The sequence below is a fragment of the Rhizobium sp. rho-13.1 genome (assembly GCF_007000305.1).
Classification (GTDB): Bacteria; Pseudomonadota; Alphaproteobacteria; order Rhizobiales; family Rhizobiaceae; genus Rhizobium; species Rhizobium rhododendri.
In genome coordinates, this window is sequence record NZ_SCFL01000016.1 from 1 (window position 1) to 15,232 (window position 15,232).

Here is a 15,232-nt window from a genome sequence, read left to right on the forward strand (position 1 = left end):
GTGCCGGCCTGTCACGCCGGAGGTCGCGGGTTCGAGCCCCGTCACTCGCGCCATTTCAAGTTAAGCAGATCTTCTGAAGATCGCCTTTCCGGTTGTTTGGGGCCACGGCTTTAGGGCCACATAATATGCGCGGGTGTAGCTCAGTTGGTTAGAGTGCCGGCCTGTCACGCCGGAGGTCGCGGGTTCGAGCCCCGTCACTCGCGCCATTAGCCAACGCTGATGACCCCTCCCAGAAAACCTTCGAAAGTGCGGCATAGTGGCATCGAAGCCGTGCGGTTTCTCCTGCTACGTGATCCGATGTCTGGTCACTCAAGACATTGCGGCTTCCGATAAGTCTTTATTTTCAATCATAATTCAGTACCTTGCCGACCTGTGCTGCCCTGTCGGTTTCTCTGTCTGCGCGCATAGGTATTAAGCTTTGCAGCCGACGTGTCCTGATGCGCGTCCAAATCCCCCGTCAAAGCTCTTGCACCGGCGCGTCGCCTGCGCTAACCACGGCGTGTTGCAATGCTCTTTCGCTTGCTGGGCAATCGCCCCGAGGTGCCGCCCCGGCGCTTCCCCCCGCAGGCAGGGATGGACACCATGACTGGACTTCTGAGCGCCTATATTCCGATCGCAATCTTCATCGGAATTGCCCTGATCATCGGCCTTGCGCTGCTGGTCACGCCTTTCGCCGTCGCCTTCAAGGCACCGGATCCGGAAAAGCTTTCGGCTTTCGAATGCGGCTTCAACGCCTTCGACGATGCCCGCATGAAATTCGACATCCGCTTCTACCTGGTATCGATTCTCTTCATCATCTTCGATCTGGAAGTTGCCTTCCTGTTTCCGTGGGCAGTGTCGTTCTCATCGATCGGCTGGTTTGGGCTGTGGTCCATGATGGTATTTCTCGGCGTGCTGACCATCGGATTCGTCTATGAATGGAAAAAGGGAGCCTTGGAATGGGAGTAGGCAATAGCAACGCGACGCTGATCGCGCCGCAGCCGAAGGGCCTTGTCGATCCGTCGACCGGCCGTCCCATCGGCAGCAACGATCCGTTTTTCGGCGAAGTGAACAACGAGCTGGCCGACAAGGGCTTCTTGACGACAACCACCGACAACCTCATCACTTGGGCTCGTACCGGCTCGCTGATGTGGATGCAGTTCGGGCTCGCCTGTTGCGCCGTGGAAGGCCTGATGCAGGTCTCCGGTCCGCGTTACGACATGGAGCGCTTCGGTGTTGCACCGCGCGCCTCTCCGCGCCAGTCCGACGTGATGATCGTGGCGGGCACTCTCACCAACAAGATGGCCCCGGCGCTCCGCAAGGTCTACGACCAGATGCCCGAGCCGCGCTATGTGATCTCGATGGGATCCTGCGCCAATGGTGGCGGCTACTACCACTATTCCTACTCGGTCGTGCGCGGCTGCGACCGCGTCGTGCCTGTCGATATCTACGTCCCGGGCTGTCCTCCTACGGCAGAAGCGCTTCTCTACGGCGTGCTCCTGCTGCAGAAAAAGATCCGCCGCACCGGCACGATCGAACGCTAGATCGAGGGACAAAGTATCATGACTGAAGCCCTGAGCGAACTTGCTGCCTACATCGGCGAAGCGCGCGGCACGCTGGTTTCCTCGTCGGAGATCAAGTTTGGCGAACTGACGCTCACAACGGATGTTGATAACATCGTCGCGCTCCTGACATTCCTGCGTGACGATCCGAAATGTGCGTTCATCGCGCTCACCGATATCTGCGGCGTAGACTGGCCACAGAGGCCGGAGCGTTTCGACGTGGTTTATCACCTTATGTCGCCGACGAAGAACCTACGCATCCGCATCAAGCTCGTTACGACGGAAGACCGTGCCGTTCCGTCCGCCGGCGGTGTATTTCGCGGTGCAGACTGGTTCGAGCGCGAGGCATGGGACCTGTTTGGGATCACATTCTCCGGCCACACGGACCTTCGCCGTATCCTTACCGACTACGGTTTCGAGGGTCATCCGCTGCGCAAGGATTTTCCGACAACGGGCTTCGTCGAAGTACGCTACGATGATCTGGCCAAGCGGGTCGTCTACGAGTCGGTCGAACTGAAACAGGAATTCCGCAATTTCGACTTCCTCAGCCCCTGGGAAGGCACAGACTACGTCCTGCCGCCCGTGGTGCTGCCGGGTGACGAGAAGGCGAAGCAGTAGGCGGCAGATTAGGCTATGGGGAATAGGCAGTAGGCAATAGTAGGGGAGACTGCGACGGCGATTAACTCTTATCAGGATCTGATAGTGTGGAAGCGCTCGATGGATATTGCAGTTGACTGCTACAGCCTGACCAAGACTTTTCCCAAAGACGAAATCTACGGCCTCGTTTCGCAGATAAGACGTTCCGCGGCCTCTGTTGCGGCGAATATTGCCGAAGGTTACGGACGAGAAACGACGGGCGCGTACCTTCATCATCTGAAGATCGCGCAGGGTTCGCTGAAGGAATTGGAAACGCATCTTATCTTGTGTTCACGCGTGGGATTGATTGAAGCGCATCAACTTGAAACGGCGCTTTCCACAAGTGAAGAAATCGGAAAAATGCTTCGCTCTCTCGTGCGGCGCCTGCAGGAGGTACGGAGCAAATGAAGGCTAAGACTGAACCGACTGCCTATTGCCTAATGGCTAATGCCTGCAGGAGCGGAGCGACGAGCAATGACTGAACACAACGTCCGTAATTTCACGATCAACTTCGGTCCGGAGCATCCGTCTGCGCATGGCGTGCTGCGTCTGGTGCTGGAGCTGGATGGGGAGATTGTCGAGCGCGTCGATCCGCACATCGGCCTGCTGCATCGTGGCACCGAGAAATTGATCGAGACCAAGACCTATCTGCAGGCTGTGCCCTATTTCGATCGGCTGGACTACGTTGCGCCGATGAACCAGGAGCACGCCTTTGCGCTCGGCGTCGAGAAGCTGCTTGGCCTCGAGATCCCTATTCGTGGCCAGTTGATTCGCGTGCTCTATTCGGAAATCGGCCGCATCCTGTCGCACATCATGAACGTCACGACCCAGGCGATGGACGTGGGCGCCATGACGCCGCCGGTCTGGGGCTTCGAAGAGCGCGAAAAGCTGATGATCTTCTACGAGCGCGCTTGCGGCGCTCGGTTACACGCAGCCTATTTCCGTCCGGGCGGCGTCCATCAGGACATTCCACCGGAGCTCGTCGAAGACATCGGCAAGTGGTGCGATCCCTTCCTGAAGATCCTCGATGACATCGAAGGCCTGCTCACCGGCAACCGAATTTTCAAGCAGCGCAACGTCGATATCGGCGTCGTGAAGCTGGAAGACGCATGGAACATGGGCTTTTCCGGCGTCATGATCCGTGGCTCCGGTGCCAAGTGGGACCTGCGTCGCTCGCAGCCGTACGAATGCTATTCCGATCTCGAATTCGACATCGCCATCGGCAAGAACGGCGACTGTTTCGACCGCTACCTGATCCGCATGGAAGAGATGCGCCAGTCGGTGCGGATCATGAAGCAGTGCGTCGACCGTCTTCTCGGTGTTGCAAAGACCGGGCCCGTGTCGTCGCTGGACGGCAAGGTCGTGCCGCCGAAGCGCGGCGATATGAAGCGTTCGATGGAAGGCCTCATCCACCATTTCAAGCTCTACACAGAGGGCTACCACGTGCCGGCCGGCGAAGTTTATGCGGCCGTCGAAGCACCGAAGGGCGAGTTCGGCGTCTACCTGGTGGCCGATGGATCGAACAAGCCATACCGCTGCAAGATCCGTGCGCCTGGCTTCGTTCACTTGCAGGCAATGGATTTCCTCTGCCGTGGGCACCAGCTGGCCGACGTCACCGCAGTTCTCGGCTCGCTCGACATCGTCTTCGGCGAGGTCGATCGCTGATGCAGCGTCTTCCCCTCGTCATTGCCGCTTTGATGTTTGCGTCGGTTGCCTCTGCGCAGCAGACGACGACCAAGCTTGGCTCGATGGGGCAGGTGGTGGGCAAGCCGATTACCGGCGACAGCACCGGGTCGGGTGCAGCCTCTGGCGAGCAGACCATGGCAGAGCTTCTGAACAAGGGTTATGATATCAAGGCCGCCGTGCCGAATGGCGGCAAGTTCATCGTATTTATGCAGAAAGACCAGTCGGCCTATGCCTGCGAGTTCCAGTCCCTGACGGGCGCGCGGTGTGGTTCCATAAACTGAGATAAGGCGTGAAAGTATGTCCGTTCGTCGACTAGGAGAAAATCAGTTCCAGCCTGCCGGCTTCGCGTTCAGCGACGAGAATTCCGCATGGGTGGACCGGACTATCCAGAAATATCCGGAAGGTCGCCAGCAATCGGCGGTGATCCCGGTGTTGATGCGCGCGCAGGATCAGGAAGGCTGGGTGTCCAAGGCTGCGATCGAAAAGGTCGCAGATATCCTCGGCATGGCCTATATCCGCGTCCTGGAAATCGCCACCTTCTACACCCAGTTCCAGCTGCAACCGGTCGGCACCCGCGCCCATGTGCAGGTATGCGGCACGACCCCTTGCATGCTGCGCGGCTCGCAGAAGCTGATGGATGTCTGCAAGAGCAAGATCCACGAGCACACCTTCGCCCGCAATGCCGAGGGCACGTTGTCCTGGGAAGAGGTCGAATGTCTCGGGGCCTGCGTCAATGCACCGATGGTGATGATCGGGCGCGATACCTACGAAGACCTGACACCGGAACGGCTTGGCGAGATCATCGATACTTTCGAGGCCGGCAAGGGCGCCGAGATCAAGCCGGGTCCGCAGATCGACCGCTGGTTCTCGTCCCCGGAAGGTGGCCCGACGGCTCTTCTCGGCGAATACCAGCCCTACACCAAGGCAGAGGACAAGCCGCCGGAGCCTGCTGCCCCTGCCGCTGAAGGCGCGACAACGCCGCCGTCTGAGGCAGCCAAGCCGAAAAGCACGGATGCCGAGACCAACGCTGCGCTGAAGAGCCCGGCCGATGGCAAGTCGGCAGCGCCAGCGGGTACTCCGAACGCACAGCCGGCAAAAGCGGACAACACTGCGTCCGGTCCGGCCAAGGCCGGCGCGACAGAGCCGGCTGAAGCGCCTGCAGCGCCGACGCCCAAGAAGCCGCAGTGATGATGACAGGAATGGCCAACGTCACGAATGATCGTCTCCAGATGAGCATGAAGCCTTTTCTGGCCGACATGGTTTTCGGAAACGCCGAAGCGGATGAATGCGTCGCGTCGATCCGTGGTCGGCTTCCAGTCCATACGCTAAACGCAAACGCTGCTCGCGGCGACGTTGCCAATCTGTATAGATCTGTTGGACGTATGAACATGCGACTGTCACGCATCGAAACACGTCTCGAAATAATCGACGAACCGGCGGAATAAGCACATGCTGAACGATCAGGATCGCATCTTCACAAACATCTACGGCCTTCGCGACAAGTCGCTGAAGGGCGCCATGAGCCGTGGCCACTGGGACGGCACCAAACAGATCCTCGAAAAGGGTCGCGACTGGATCATCAACGAGATGAAAGCCTCTGGCCTGCGCGGTCGTGGCGGCGCCGGCTTCCCGACCGGGCTTAAATGGTCGTTCATGCCGAAGGAAAACGACGGCCGCCCGCACTACCTCGTCGTCAACGCCGACGAATCGGAGCCGGGCACCTGCAAGGACCGCGACATCCTGCGCCACGATCCGCACACGCTGATCGAGGGCTGCGTCATCGCGTCCTTCGCCATGGGCGCCAACCACGCCTACATCTACGTTCGCGGCGAATACATCCGCGAGCGCGAGGCGCTTCAGGCGGCGATCGACGAATGCTATGATGCCGGCCTGCTCGGCAAGAACAACAAGCTCGGCTACGACATCGACATCATCGTCCATCACGGTGCCGGCGCCTACATCTGCGGCGAGGAAACCGCGCTGCTCGAAAGCCTCGAGGGCAAGAAGGGCCAGCCGCGCCTGAAGCCGCCGTTCCCGGCCAATATGGGCCTTTACGGCTGCCCGACGACGGTCAACAACGTCGAGTCGATCGCCGTTGCGCCGACCATCTTGCGCCGTGGCGCTGCATGGTTCTCCGGCATAGGCCGCCCGAACAACGTCGGCACCAAGCTGTTCATGCTGTCCGGTCACGTCAATAAGCCGGTCACCGTCGAAGAAAGCATGGGGATCACCTTCCGCGAGCTCGTAGAAAAGCATGCCGGTGGCATCCGCGGCGGCTGGGACAATCTGCTGGCGGTCATTCCCGGCGGCGCATCCTGCCCGATCGTTCCTGCCAAGGACATGATCGACGGCATCATGGATTTCGACGGCATGCGGGCGGCGGGTTCGTCCTTCGGTACCGGCGCCTCCATCGTCATGGACAAGTCCACCGACGTCATCAGGGCGATTGCCCGCATCTCGGCCTTCTTCAAGCACGAGAGCTGCGGCCAGTGCACGCCGTGCCGCGAAGGTACCGGCTGGATGTGGCGGGTGCTCGAGCGCATGGCGAAGGGCAATGCCCAGAAGCGCGAGATCGACATGCTTCTGCAGGTCACCAAGCAGATCGAAGGCCACACGATCTGCGCACTTGGCGACGCGGCATCATGGCCCGTGCAGGGCCTGATCCGGCATTTTCGTCCCGAGATCGAAAAGCGTATCGACCAATACAGTGCCAACGCGCTGGACCACGGCGCCGTACTCGAGGCGGCGGAATAGGAATAACGGCAATGGCGACGCACGAAGAGGCGCCGCTCTCCGACTGTGGCGGGGCAGCGAAAGCGGTGACCCGACGAGATGGCGACAGATACGCGGTTGACCCGGGCAACTGTCGGTAGAATGAAGGAAGCAGCCGTGTTGCGGATCGTCTCCGTTGATTCGGGTGCTTGGGGGGCAGGGGGCGACCAGGTGGTGGTCTCTGTAGGCGGAATGCTAGGCAATTGCATCGCGCGCGGCTTCTCGGCCGTTTGACGGCGAGGCTGTTGCGGTCATGAATTTGTTGCAGCCGGGTCCGGCGGCAAATGCGAAACAGGACTGAGTGGACGATGGCAAAACTGAAGATTGACGGCAAAGAGATCGAAGTCCCGGATCACTACACGCTCATCCAGGCGTGCGAGGAAGCCGGCGCCGAAGTTCCGCGCTTCTGTTTCCATGAACGCCTGTCGGTTGCCGGCAACTGCCGCATGTGCCTGATCGAGGTCAAGGGCGGACCGCCGAAGCCGCAGGCTTCCTGCGCCATGGGCGTGCGCGATATCAGAGGCGGCCCGAACGGCGAGCTGCCGGAAATCTTCACCAACACGCCTATGGTCAAGAAGGCCCGCGAGGGCGTGATGGAATTCCTGCTCATCAACCATCCGCTAGATTGCCCGATCTGCGACCAGGGTGGCGAATGCGACCTGCAGGACCAGGCGATGGCCTTCGGCATAGACTCGTCGCGCTACCGCGAAGACAAGCGTGCCGTCGAGGACAAGTACATCGGCCCGCTGGTCAAGACCGTGATGAACCGTTGCATCCACTGCACGCGCTGTGTCCGCTTCACCACCGAAGTCGGCGGCATCTCCGAGCTCGGCCTGATCGGCCGTGGCGAGGATGCAGAAATCACCACCTATCTCGAGCAGGCAATGACCTCCGAGCTGCAGGGCAATGTCGTGGACCTCTGCCCGGTCGGCGCGCTGACATCAAAGCCATTCGCCTTCACGGCCCGTCCTTGGGAACTCAACAAGACCGAATCGATCGACGTCATGGACGCGCTCGGTTCCGCCATCCGCGTCGATACCCGTGGTCGCGAAGTGATGCGCATCCTGCCGCGCACCAACGATGCTATCAACGAGGAATGGATCTCTGACAAGAGCCGGTACATCTGGGACGGCCTGAAGACGCAGCGTCTCGACAAGCCCTATGTCCGTCGCGACGGTCGCCTGCAGGTCGCTACCTGGGCAGAAGCCTTTGCCGCGATCAAGTCGGCAGTCGCCTCCACGTCGGGCGACAAGATCGGCGCAATCGCCGGCGATCTCGCCTCGGTCGAGGAAATGTACGCCCTTTCCGAACTCATGAAGGCGCTCGGGTCTGAAAACCTCGACTGTCGCCAGGATGGGGCGGCATTCGATCCGTCGCTCGGTCGCGCAAGCTATGTCTTCAATCCGACCATCGAGGGCATCGAGGCGGCAGACGCGCTGCTCATCGTCGGCGCCAATCCGCGGTACGAGGCCGCTGTCCTAAACGCGCGTATCCGCAAGCGCTGGCGTCGTGGCAAGTTCCCGATCGGCGTGATCGGTGAAGGCGGCGAGATGCGTTACAAGTACGATTATCTCGGTGCAGGTCCGGATACGCTGCTGGATGTCGTCAACGGCGGCCACGCTTTTGCAGAGATCCTGAAGAATGCCGAACGCCCGATGATCATCGTCGGATCCGGCGCGTTCATCCGTGAAGATGCGGCTGACATCGTTGCCAACGTCGCTAAGCTTGCCGTCGGAGTTGGTGCAGTCACCGAGGGCTGGAACGGGCTTGCCGTTCTGCACACGGTTGCCTCCCGCGTCGGTGGCCTCGATCTCGGCTTTGTGCCGGGTGAGAAGGGCGTCAACGCGGCCGCCATGCTGACGGCGATGGATGTTCTGTTCCTGCTCGGCGCCGACGAGATGGATTTCTCCGGCAAGACCGCAAAGTTCACGGTCTACATCGGGTCGCATGGCGACCAGGGTGCCCACACCGCCGACGTCATCCTGCCCGGCGCGACCTATACCGAGAAGTCGGGTATCTGGGTCAATACCGAGGGCCGTGTCCAGATGGGCAACCGCGCCGGCTTCGCACCGGGCGATGCGCGCGAGGATTGGGCGATCCTCCGGGCTCTCTCCGACGTCCTCGGAAAGAAGCTGCCATTTGATTCGCTGAGCCAGCTGCGGTCGAAACTCTACGCTGCATTCCCGCATTTCGCTGAGATCGACGAGATCGCCGTGGCTGACAGTGCCAGAATTGTCGCTTTGTCGAAGAAAGCCGGGAAGATGGGCAAATCCGCGTTTGCGTCGCCGATCAAAGACTTCTATTTGACGAACCCGATAGCGCGCGCCTCCGCTGTTATGGCGGAGTGCTCGGCATTGGCCCGCAACAACTTCCAGGCTGCGGCAGAGTAAGGGTAGGGGACGATGGATTCATTCTTCATGGCCTACGTCTGGCCGACGATCATCATGGTTGGACAGTCGCTCCTGCTGCTCGTCTGCCTGCTGATCTTCATCGCCTTCATCCTGCTTGCCGACCGCAAGATCTGGGCCGCAGTGCAACTGCGTCGCGGCCCGAACGTCGTAGGTCCTTTCGGCCTCTTCCAGTCGTTTGCCGACCTTTTGAAGTTCATGTTCAAGGAGCCGCTAATCCCGGCGGGCGCCAACAAGGGCGTCTTCCTGCTGGCGCCTCTGGTTTCGGTGACGCTGGCGCTGATGACCTGGGCGGTCATTCCGTTGGCCAACGGCTGGGTCATCGCCAACATCAATGTCGGCATCCTCTACATCCTGGCGATCTCGTCTCTCGAGGTCTACGCCATCATCATGGCCGGCTGGGGATCGAACTCGAAATATCCGTTCCTCGGCGCGCTGCGTTCTGCGGCACAGATGGTCTCCTACGAAGTCTCGATCGGCCTCGTGATCGTTACCGTGCTGCTCTGCGTTGGCTCTCTCAATCTCTCCGACATCGTGCTGTCTCAGAAGATCGGCCTTGGCACCAAGATCGGCTTGCCCTCGTCCTTCCTCGACTGGCATTGGCTGTCGCTGTTCCCGATGTTCATCATCTTCTTCATCTCGGCGCTGGCCGAGACGAACCGTCCTCCCTTCGATCTTCCTGAAGCGGAGTCCGAGCTGGTGGCCGGCTACATGGTCGAGTACGGCTCGTCGATGTACATGATGTTCATGCTTGGCGAATATTGCGCCATCGTCATGATGTGCTCGCTGACGACGATCCTGTTCCTCGGCGGCTGGTTGCCTCCGTTGGATGTCTGGTTCCTGAACTGGGTTCCCGGCGTCATCTGGTTCCTGATCAAGTCGTGCCTGGTGTTCTTCATGTTCGCCATGGTCAAGGCCTTCGTTCCGCGCTACCGCTACGACCAGCTCATGCGCCTCGGCTGGAAGGTATTCCTGCCGCTGTCGCTCGCCATGGTCGTCATCGTCGCATTCGTCCTGAAGCTGACGGGATGGGCATGATCATGTCCGTCTCGCTTTCATGCAGATTTGGAGTTTAAAATGGCCGGATTATCCAACGCCATCGGCTCGCTGTTTCTGAAGGAATTCGCCGGCGCCTTCCTGCTGACGATGCGCTATTTCTTCAAGCAGAAAGCGACCATCAACTATCCCTTCGAAAAGGGACCGGTCAGCCCGCGCTTCCGGGGCGAGCATGCGTTGCGCCGCTATCCGAACGGCGAAGAGCGCTGCATCGCCTGCAAGCTGTGCGAAGCGATCTGTCCGGCGCAGGCGATCACCATCGAGGCTGGCCCGCGCCGCAACGACGGAACCCGCCGCACCGTCCGTTATGACATTGACATGGTGAAGTGCATTTATTGCGGCTTCTGCCAGGAAGCCTGCCCGGTCGACGCCATCGTCGAGGGGCCGAATTTCGAGTTTGCCACGGAAACCCGCGAAGAACTGTATTTCGACAAGCAGCGGCTTCTGGATAACGGCGATCGCTGGGAGCGCGAAATCGCTCGCAACATCGCAATCGACTCGCCCTATCGCTGAGCCGTTGCGCCTGAATATGCCATGACGGCCGGCGGCACTATTCGCCATCGCCATGGTTCAAGATAGACCGGGGCTTCGCGTCATTGTTGCGAAGCCGCATCGGGCCGGGGGTTTTCTCCCGATTGCCCGGGGGAAGATGAAAAAGGCACCAACATGGGTCTGCAGGCTCTATTTTTCTATCTGTTCGCCTTCATCGCGGTAGCGTCGGCGTTCATGGTCATTTCGGCGCGGAACCCGGTTCACTCGGTCCTGTTCCTCATCCTGACATTCTTCAACGCGGCCGGCCTGTTCTTGCTTCTGGGTGCCGAGTTCCTGGCGATGATCCTGCTGGTCGTTTATGTCGGCGCCGTGGCGGTGTTGTTCCTTTTCGTCGTCATGATGCTCGACGTCGACTTTGCCGAACTGCGCTCCGGGCTTTTGAGCTACGCGCCGATCGGGGCGATAATCGGGATCATCCTCGCCGCCGAACTGATCGTCGTGGTCGGCGGCAGCGTCATTTCGCCTGAGATCGCCAAGACCGTGGCGATGCCTATCCCCGATCTTGCCACCCGCACGAACACCGCAGCGCTCGGCGACGTGCTCTATACAAACTACGTCTTCTTCTTCGAGATCGCCGGCCTCGTGCTGCTGGTGTCGATGATCGGCGCCATCGTGCTGACGCTGCGGCATCGGGTGAACATCAAGCGCCAGGATATTTCCAAACAGGTTGCCCGTACGCCGGCGACTGCCGTCGAGGTAGTTTCCGTCAAGCCCGGGCAGGGCATCTGAGCTGAGACGCGGGGATAAAGGAACAACACTATGGTCATCGGTCTTTCCCACTACCTGACGGTCAGCGCCATCCTCTTCGTGCTCGGCGTCTTCGGCATCTTCCTGAACCGCAAGAACGTCATCATCATCCTGATGTCGATCGAGCTCATCCTCCTTGCGGTCAACATCAACATGGTTGCCTTCTCGTCCTTCCTGAACGACATCGTCGGCCAGGTCTTCGCGCTGTTCATCCTGACCGTCGCTGCTGCTGAAGCTGCCATCGGCCTTGCAATTCTGGTGGTCTTCTACCGAAACCGCGGCTCCATCGCCGTGGAAGACGTCAATGTGATGAAGGGCTGATCGCGCTATGTTGTTGTATAAGGCAATCGTCTTTCTTCCCCTGATCGGTGCCCTGATCGTCGGCTATTTTGGCCGGCAGATGGGCGCCAAGGCGTCGGAATACCTCACATCCGGCCTGATGATCATCGTCGCCGTGCTGTCGTGGATCGTCTTCTTCCAGGTTGCCCTCGGCACCCAGGAAACGCTCGTCGTAGACCTGTTCCGCTGGATGCAGTCCGGCCGCTTCGATGTCTCCTGGCAGCTGCGCATCGACACGCTGACCGCCGTCATGTTCGTCGTGGTCAACACGGTCTCGACACTCGTGCACATATACTCGATCGGCTATATGCACGACGATCCCAACCGTCCGCGTTTCTTCGCCTATCTGTCGCTGTTCACCTTCATGATGCTCATGCTGGTGACCGCCAACAACCTGCTGCAGCTGTTCTTCGGCTGGGAAGGCGTCGGCCTGGCATCCTACCTGCTGATCGGCTTCTGGTTCCAGAAGCCTTCGGCCAACGCCGCCGCTATCAAGGCCTTCGTCGTCAACCGCATCGGCGACTTCGGCTTCCTGCTCGGCATCGCCGGCGTCTTCGTGCTGTTCGGCTCGGTCAGCTTCGACGTGATCTTCTCCAACGCCCAGTCCTTTGCTGCAAATAGCCGCGCCGATCAGGTGGTGCTTAGCTTCCTCGGCATGCACCTCAACCACACCAACGCCCTGACCGCCGTCTGCCTGCTGCTGTTCATGGGTGCCATGGGCAAGTCAGCGCAGTTCCTGCTGCACACCTGGCTGCCGGATGCCATGGAAGGCCCGACACCGGTGTCGGCGCTGATCCATGCCGCGACCATGGTGACGGCCGGTGTGTTCCTTGTTGCCCGCATGTCGCCGCTGTTCGAACTGTCGCCGGATGCGCTGGTCGTCGTCACCACCATCGGCGCCATCACCGCGTTCTTCGCGGCAACCGTCGGCCTGGTCCAGAACGACATCAAGCGCGTCATCGCCTATTCGACCTGTTCGCAGCTCGGCTACATGTTCGTGGCGCTGGGCGTCGGCGCCTATGGCCCGGCGATCTTTCACCTCTTCACCCACGCCTTCTTCAAGGCGCTGCTATTCCTCTGCGCCGGCTCTGTCATCCACTCCGTCGGCGGCGAGCAGGACATGCGCAAGATGGGCGGCCTGCGTCCACATATCCAGAAGACATTCTGGATGATGATTGTCGGCACGCTGGCAATCACCGGTTTTGGCATTCCGTTCACCTCGATCGGCTTTGCCGGCTTCTTCTCCAAGGATGCCATCATCGAGGCCTCCTTCGCCTCGAACAGCCCGGTCGCAGGCTTTGCCTTCACGCTGCTGGTCATTGCCGCGCTATTCACCAGCTTCTACTCCTGGCGCCTGATCTTCCTCACCTTCTTCGGCAAGCCACGCGCCTCGCACGAGGTCATGCACCATGTGCATGAATCCCCCAACGTCATGCTGGTGCCGCTCTATGTGCTCGGCCTCGGCGCGCTGGCGGCCGGCTTCCTCTTCCACAGCGAATTTGTCGGCGAAGGCTTCGAGCACTTCTGGAAGGGCGCCCTGTTCATGGCGCCGACCAACCATATCCTCGAAGAGATGGAGCATCTGCCGACTTGGGTCGAACTCAGCCCGTTCATCGCCATGGTGATCGGTTTCGTGCTGGCCTGGTACATGTACATCAAATCGCCGGAGACGCCGAAGGCGCTGGCCCGCCAGCAGCGCGTGCTCTACGAATTCCTGCTCAACAAGTGGTACTTCGACGAACTCTACGACTTCCTGTTCGTCCGGTCCTCCAAGGCCCTCGGCCGCTTCCTGTGGCACGGCGTGGATGAGGGCACGATCGATCGGTTCGGCCCGAACGGTGTTGCCGCCCGTGTCGTCGACCTTGCCAACCAGGTCGTTCGCTTGCAGACCGGCTACCTCTACCACTATGCCTTCGCGATGCTGCTCGGCGTTGCAGCCCTCGTTACCTGGATGATGCTCGGGAGTTCTATCTGATGACCGATTGGCCAATTCTTTCCACGGTCATTTTCCTGCCGCTGGTCGGCTGCCTGCTGTTGTTGTTCATGCGTGACGACACACCCGCCGGCCGCCAGAATATCATGATCATCTCGCTCGTGACGACGCTCGTCACCTTCGTGGTGTCACTCTTCGTCTGGATCGGCTTCGACAACGGCAATGCCGGCTTCCAGATGGTCGAGAAATACAACTGGCTTGCCCGCGGCATCTCCTATCATGTCGGCGTCGATGGCATTTCCATGCTGTTCATCGTGCTGTCGACCTTCCTGATGCCGTTCGGCGTGCTGACCTCATGGAATGCGATCACCTACCGCGTTCGCGACTACATGATCGCCTTTCTGGTGCTCGAAACGGTCATCCTCGGCGTGTTCGCGTCGCTCGATATCGTGCTGTTCTACGTATTCTTCGAGGCCAGCCTGATCCCGATGTTCCTGATCATCGGCGTATGGGGTGGCCCACGGCGCATCTATGCCTCGTTCAAGTTCTTCCTTTATACGCTGCTCGGCTCGATCTTCATGCTGGTCGCGATCATCGTCGTCTATAACGAGGTCGGCTCCACCGCCATTCCGGACATCCTTGCCCATCATTATACGGAGCGAATGCAGTTCTGGTTGTGGCTGGCGTTCTTTGTTTCCTTCGCGGTGAAAGTGCCGATGTGGCCGTTCCACACCTGGCTCCCCGACGCCCACGTCGAGGCGCCGACCGCAGGCTCGGTCGACCTTGCGGCGCTGCTTCTGAAGTTCGGCGGCTACGGCTTCCTGCGCTTCTCCCTGCCGATGTTCCCCGACGCGTCTGCCTATTTCGCGCCTATGATGATGGTGCTTTCGGTCATCGCCATCATCTACGCGTCCTACGTGGCCCTGATGCAGACGGACATCAAGAAGATGATCGCCTACTCCTCGGTCGCCCACATGGGCTACGTGACGATGGGTATCTTCGCGGTCAATCAGCAGGGCATCCACGGCGCCCTTTTCCAGATGCTGTCGCACGGTCTTATCTCTGGCGCGCTGTTCCTTTGCGTCGGCGTTATCTATGAGCGCATGCACACCCGCGACATCACCGCCTATGGCGGCATCGTCAGCACCATGCCGAAATACGCGGTGGCCTTCATGTTCTTCACCATGGCCAATGTCGGTCTGCCCGGCACGTCCGGTTTCGTCGGCGAGCTGCTGACTACGATCGGCGTCTTCCGCATCAGCACCTGGATGGCGTTCTTTGCCGCTACCGGCGTTATCCTGTCGGCTGCCTACATGCTCTGGCTCTATCGCCGAATGATCTTCGGTGCGGTCACCAACCCGAAGATCAAGGACCTCCTCGACATCTCGATCCGGGAAAAGTTCATCGTCTATCCGATGATCCTGGTGACGCTGTTCTTCGGGATCTATCCGCAGCCTGTTTTCGACGTCTCCGCTGCGTCTGTCGACTTGCTGATACATAACTACAATGCTGCGCTGCACGTCACGCCGCTTGCACCACAGCCGAAGTAAGAACGGGACGTA

At 60.0% G+C, this 15,232-nt stretch carries 15 protein-coding genes, 1 tRNA gene and 1 pseudogene; all 17 read left to right on the plus strand.

The genetic code is table 11. From position 1 onward, the window contains the following. Nucleotides 1-129: 129 nt before the first annotated feature. The 17 genes and pseudogenes from EQW76_RS23900 (at nt 130) to EQW76_RS23980 (ending at nt 15,220) form a co-directional block, all read left to right on the plus strand. Nucleotides 130-206: transfer RNA gene (locus EQW76_RS23900), tRNA-Asp, on the plus strand. Nucleotides 207-582: 376 nt separating this feature from the next. Beyond that, nucleotides 583-948, plus strand: a complete 366-nt coding sequence (locus EQW76_RS23905) for an NADH-quinone oxidoreductase subunit A (RefSeq protein WP_111220802.1) — start codon at nt 583-585, stop codon at nt 946-948. Beyond that, a complete protein-coding gene (locus tag EQW76_RS23910; protein WP_142829058.1) occupies nt 939-1,523 on the plus strand; it encodes an NADH-quinone oxidoreductase subunit B in 585 nt (194 codons plus the stop codon). Before EQW76_RS23905 ends, EQW76_RS23910 begins: the two co-directional genes overlap by 10 nt. 18 nt (nt 1,524-1,541) lie before the next feature. Next, nucleotides 1,542-2,159 (plus strand): NADH-quinone oxidoreductase subunit C, encoded by a 618-nt coding sequence (locus EQW76_RS23915; protein WP_143123307.1) that lies wholly within the window; start codon nt 1,542-1,544, stop codon nt 2,157-2,159. 36 nt (nt 2,160-2,195) lie between these two features. Then, nucleotides 2,196-2,585: a four helix bundle protein gene (locus EQW76_RS23920; protein WP_224128272.1), complete on the plus strand. Its 390-nt coding sequence runs from the start codon at nt 2,196-2,198 to the stop codon at nt 2,583-2,585. Nucleotides 2,586-2,651: 66 nt separating this feature from the next. Further along, nucleotides 2,652-3,842 carry an NADH-quinone oxidoreductase subunit D gene (locus EQW76_RS23925; RefSeq protein ID WP_142829055.1) on the plus strand — a complete coding sequence of 397 codons (1,191 nt, stop codon included), beginning with the start codon at nt 2,652-2,654 and terminating at the stop codon, nt 3,840-3,842. Continuing rightward, the gene (locus EQW76_RS23930; protein ID WP_142829054.1) at nt 3,842-4,144 is read left to right on the plus strand and encodes a hypothetical protein; all 303 of its coding nucleotides are present in this window, start codon (nt 3,842-3,844) and stop codon (nt 4,142-4,144) included. The genes EQW76_RS23925 and EQW76_RS23930 overlap by 1 nt, the downstream gene beginning before the upstream one ends. 16 nt (nt 4,145-4,160) lie before the next feature. Beyond that, nucleotides 4,161-4,910, plus strand: a pseudogene (gene nuoE / locus EQW76_RS23935) (NADH-quinone oxidoreductase subunit NuoE); the annotation flags it as partial. Nucleotides 4,911-5,062: 152 nt separating this feature from the next. Beyond that, nucleotides 5,063-5,308: a hypothetical protein gene (locus tag EQW76_RS23940; protein ID WP_142829052.1), complete on the plus strand. Its 246-nt coding sequence runs from the start codon at nt 5,063-5,065 to the stop codon at nt 5,306-5,308. A 4-nt stretch (nt 5,309-5,312) separates the two neighbouring features. Then, complete coding sequence (nuoF, locus tag EQW76_RS23945) at nt 5,313-6,617, plus strand: NADH-quinone oxidoreductase subunit NuoF (RefSeq protein WP_142829051.1); 1,305 nt, start codon at nt 5,313-5,315, stop codon at nt 6,615-6,617. A 326-nt stretch (nt 6,618-6,943) separates the two neighbouring features. After that, the gene (nuoG, locus tag EQW76_RS23950) at nt 6,944-9,025 is read left to right on the plus strand and encodes an NADH-quinone oxidoreductase subunit NuoG (RefSeq protein WP_142829050.1); all 2,082 of its coding nucleotides are present in this window, start codon (nt 6,944-6,946) and stop codon (nt 9,023-9,025) included. 12 nt (nt 9,026-9,037) lie between these two features. Beyond that, the gene (gene nuoH / locus EQW76_RS23955) at nt 9,038-10,081 is read left to right on the plus strand and encodes an NADH-quinone oxidoreductase subunit NuoH (RefSeq protein ID WP_142829049.1); all 1,044 of its coding nucleotides are present in this window, start codon (nt 9,038-9,040) and stop codon (nt 10,079-10,081) included. Nucleotides 10,082-10,120: 39 nt separating this feature from the next. Next, nucleotides 10,121-10,612, plus strand: a complete 492-nt coding sequence (nuoI, locus tag EQW76_RS23960) for an NADH-quinone oxidoreductase subunit NuoI (protein WP_111220581.1) — start codon at nt 10,121-10,123, stop codon at nt 10,610-10,612. A 153-nt stretch (nt 10,613-10,765) separates the two neighbouring features. Continuing rightward, nucleotides 10,766-11,380: an NADH-quinone oxidoreductase subunit J gene (locus EQW76_RS23965; RefSeq protein WP_142829048.1), complete on the plus strand. Its 615-nt coding sequence runs from the start codon at nt 10,766-10,768 to the stop codon at nt 11,378-11,380. A 30-nt stretch (nt 11,381-11,410) separates the two neighbouring features. Continuing rightward, a complete protein-coding gene (nuoK, locus tag EQW76_RS23970) occupies nt 11,411-11,719 on the plus strand; it encodes an NADH-quinone oxidoreductase subunit NuoK (protein ID WP_004122490.1) in 309 nt (102 codons plus the stop codon). A gap of 7 nt (nt 11,720-11,726) precedes the next feature. Further along, nucleotides 11,727-13,712: an NADH-quinone oxidoreductase subunit L gene (gene nuoL / locus EQW76_RS23975; protein WP_143123309.1), complete on the plus strand. Its 1,986-nt coding sequence runs from the start codon at nt 11,727-11,729 to the stop codon at nt 13,710-13,712. After that, complete coding sequence (locus EQW76_RS23980) at nt 13,712-15,220, plus strand: NADH-quinone oxidoreductase subunit M (RefSeq protein WP_143123310.1); 1,509 nt, start codon at nt 13,712-13,714, stop codon at nt 15,218-15,220. Before nuoL ends, EQW76_RS23980 begins: the two co-directional genes overlap by 1 nt. Nucleotides 15,221-15,232 lie beyond the last annotated feature (12 nt).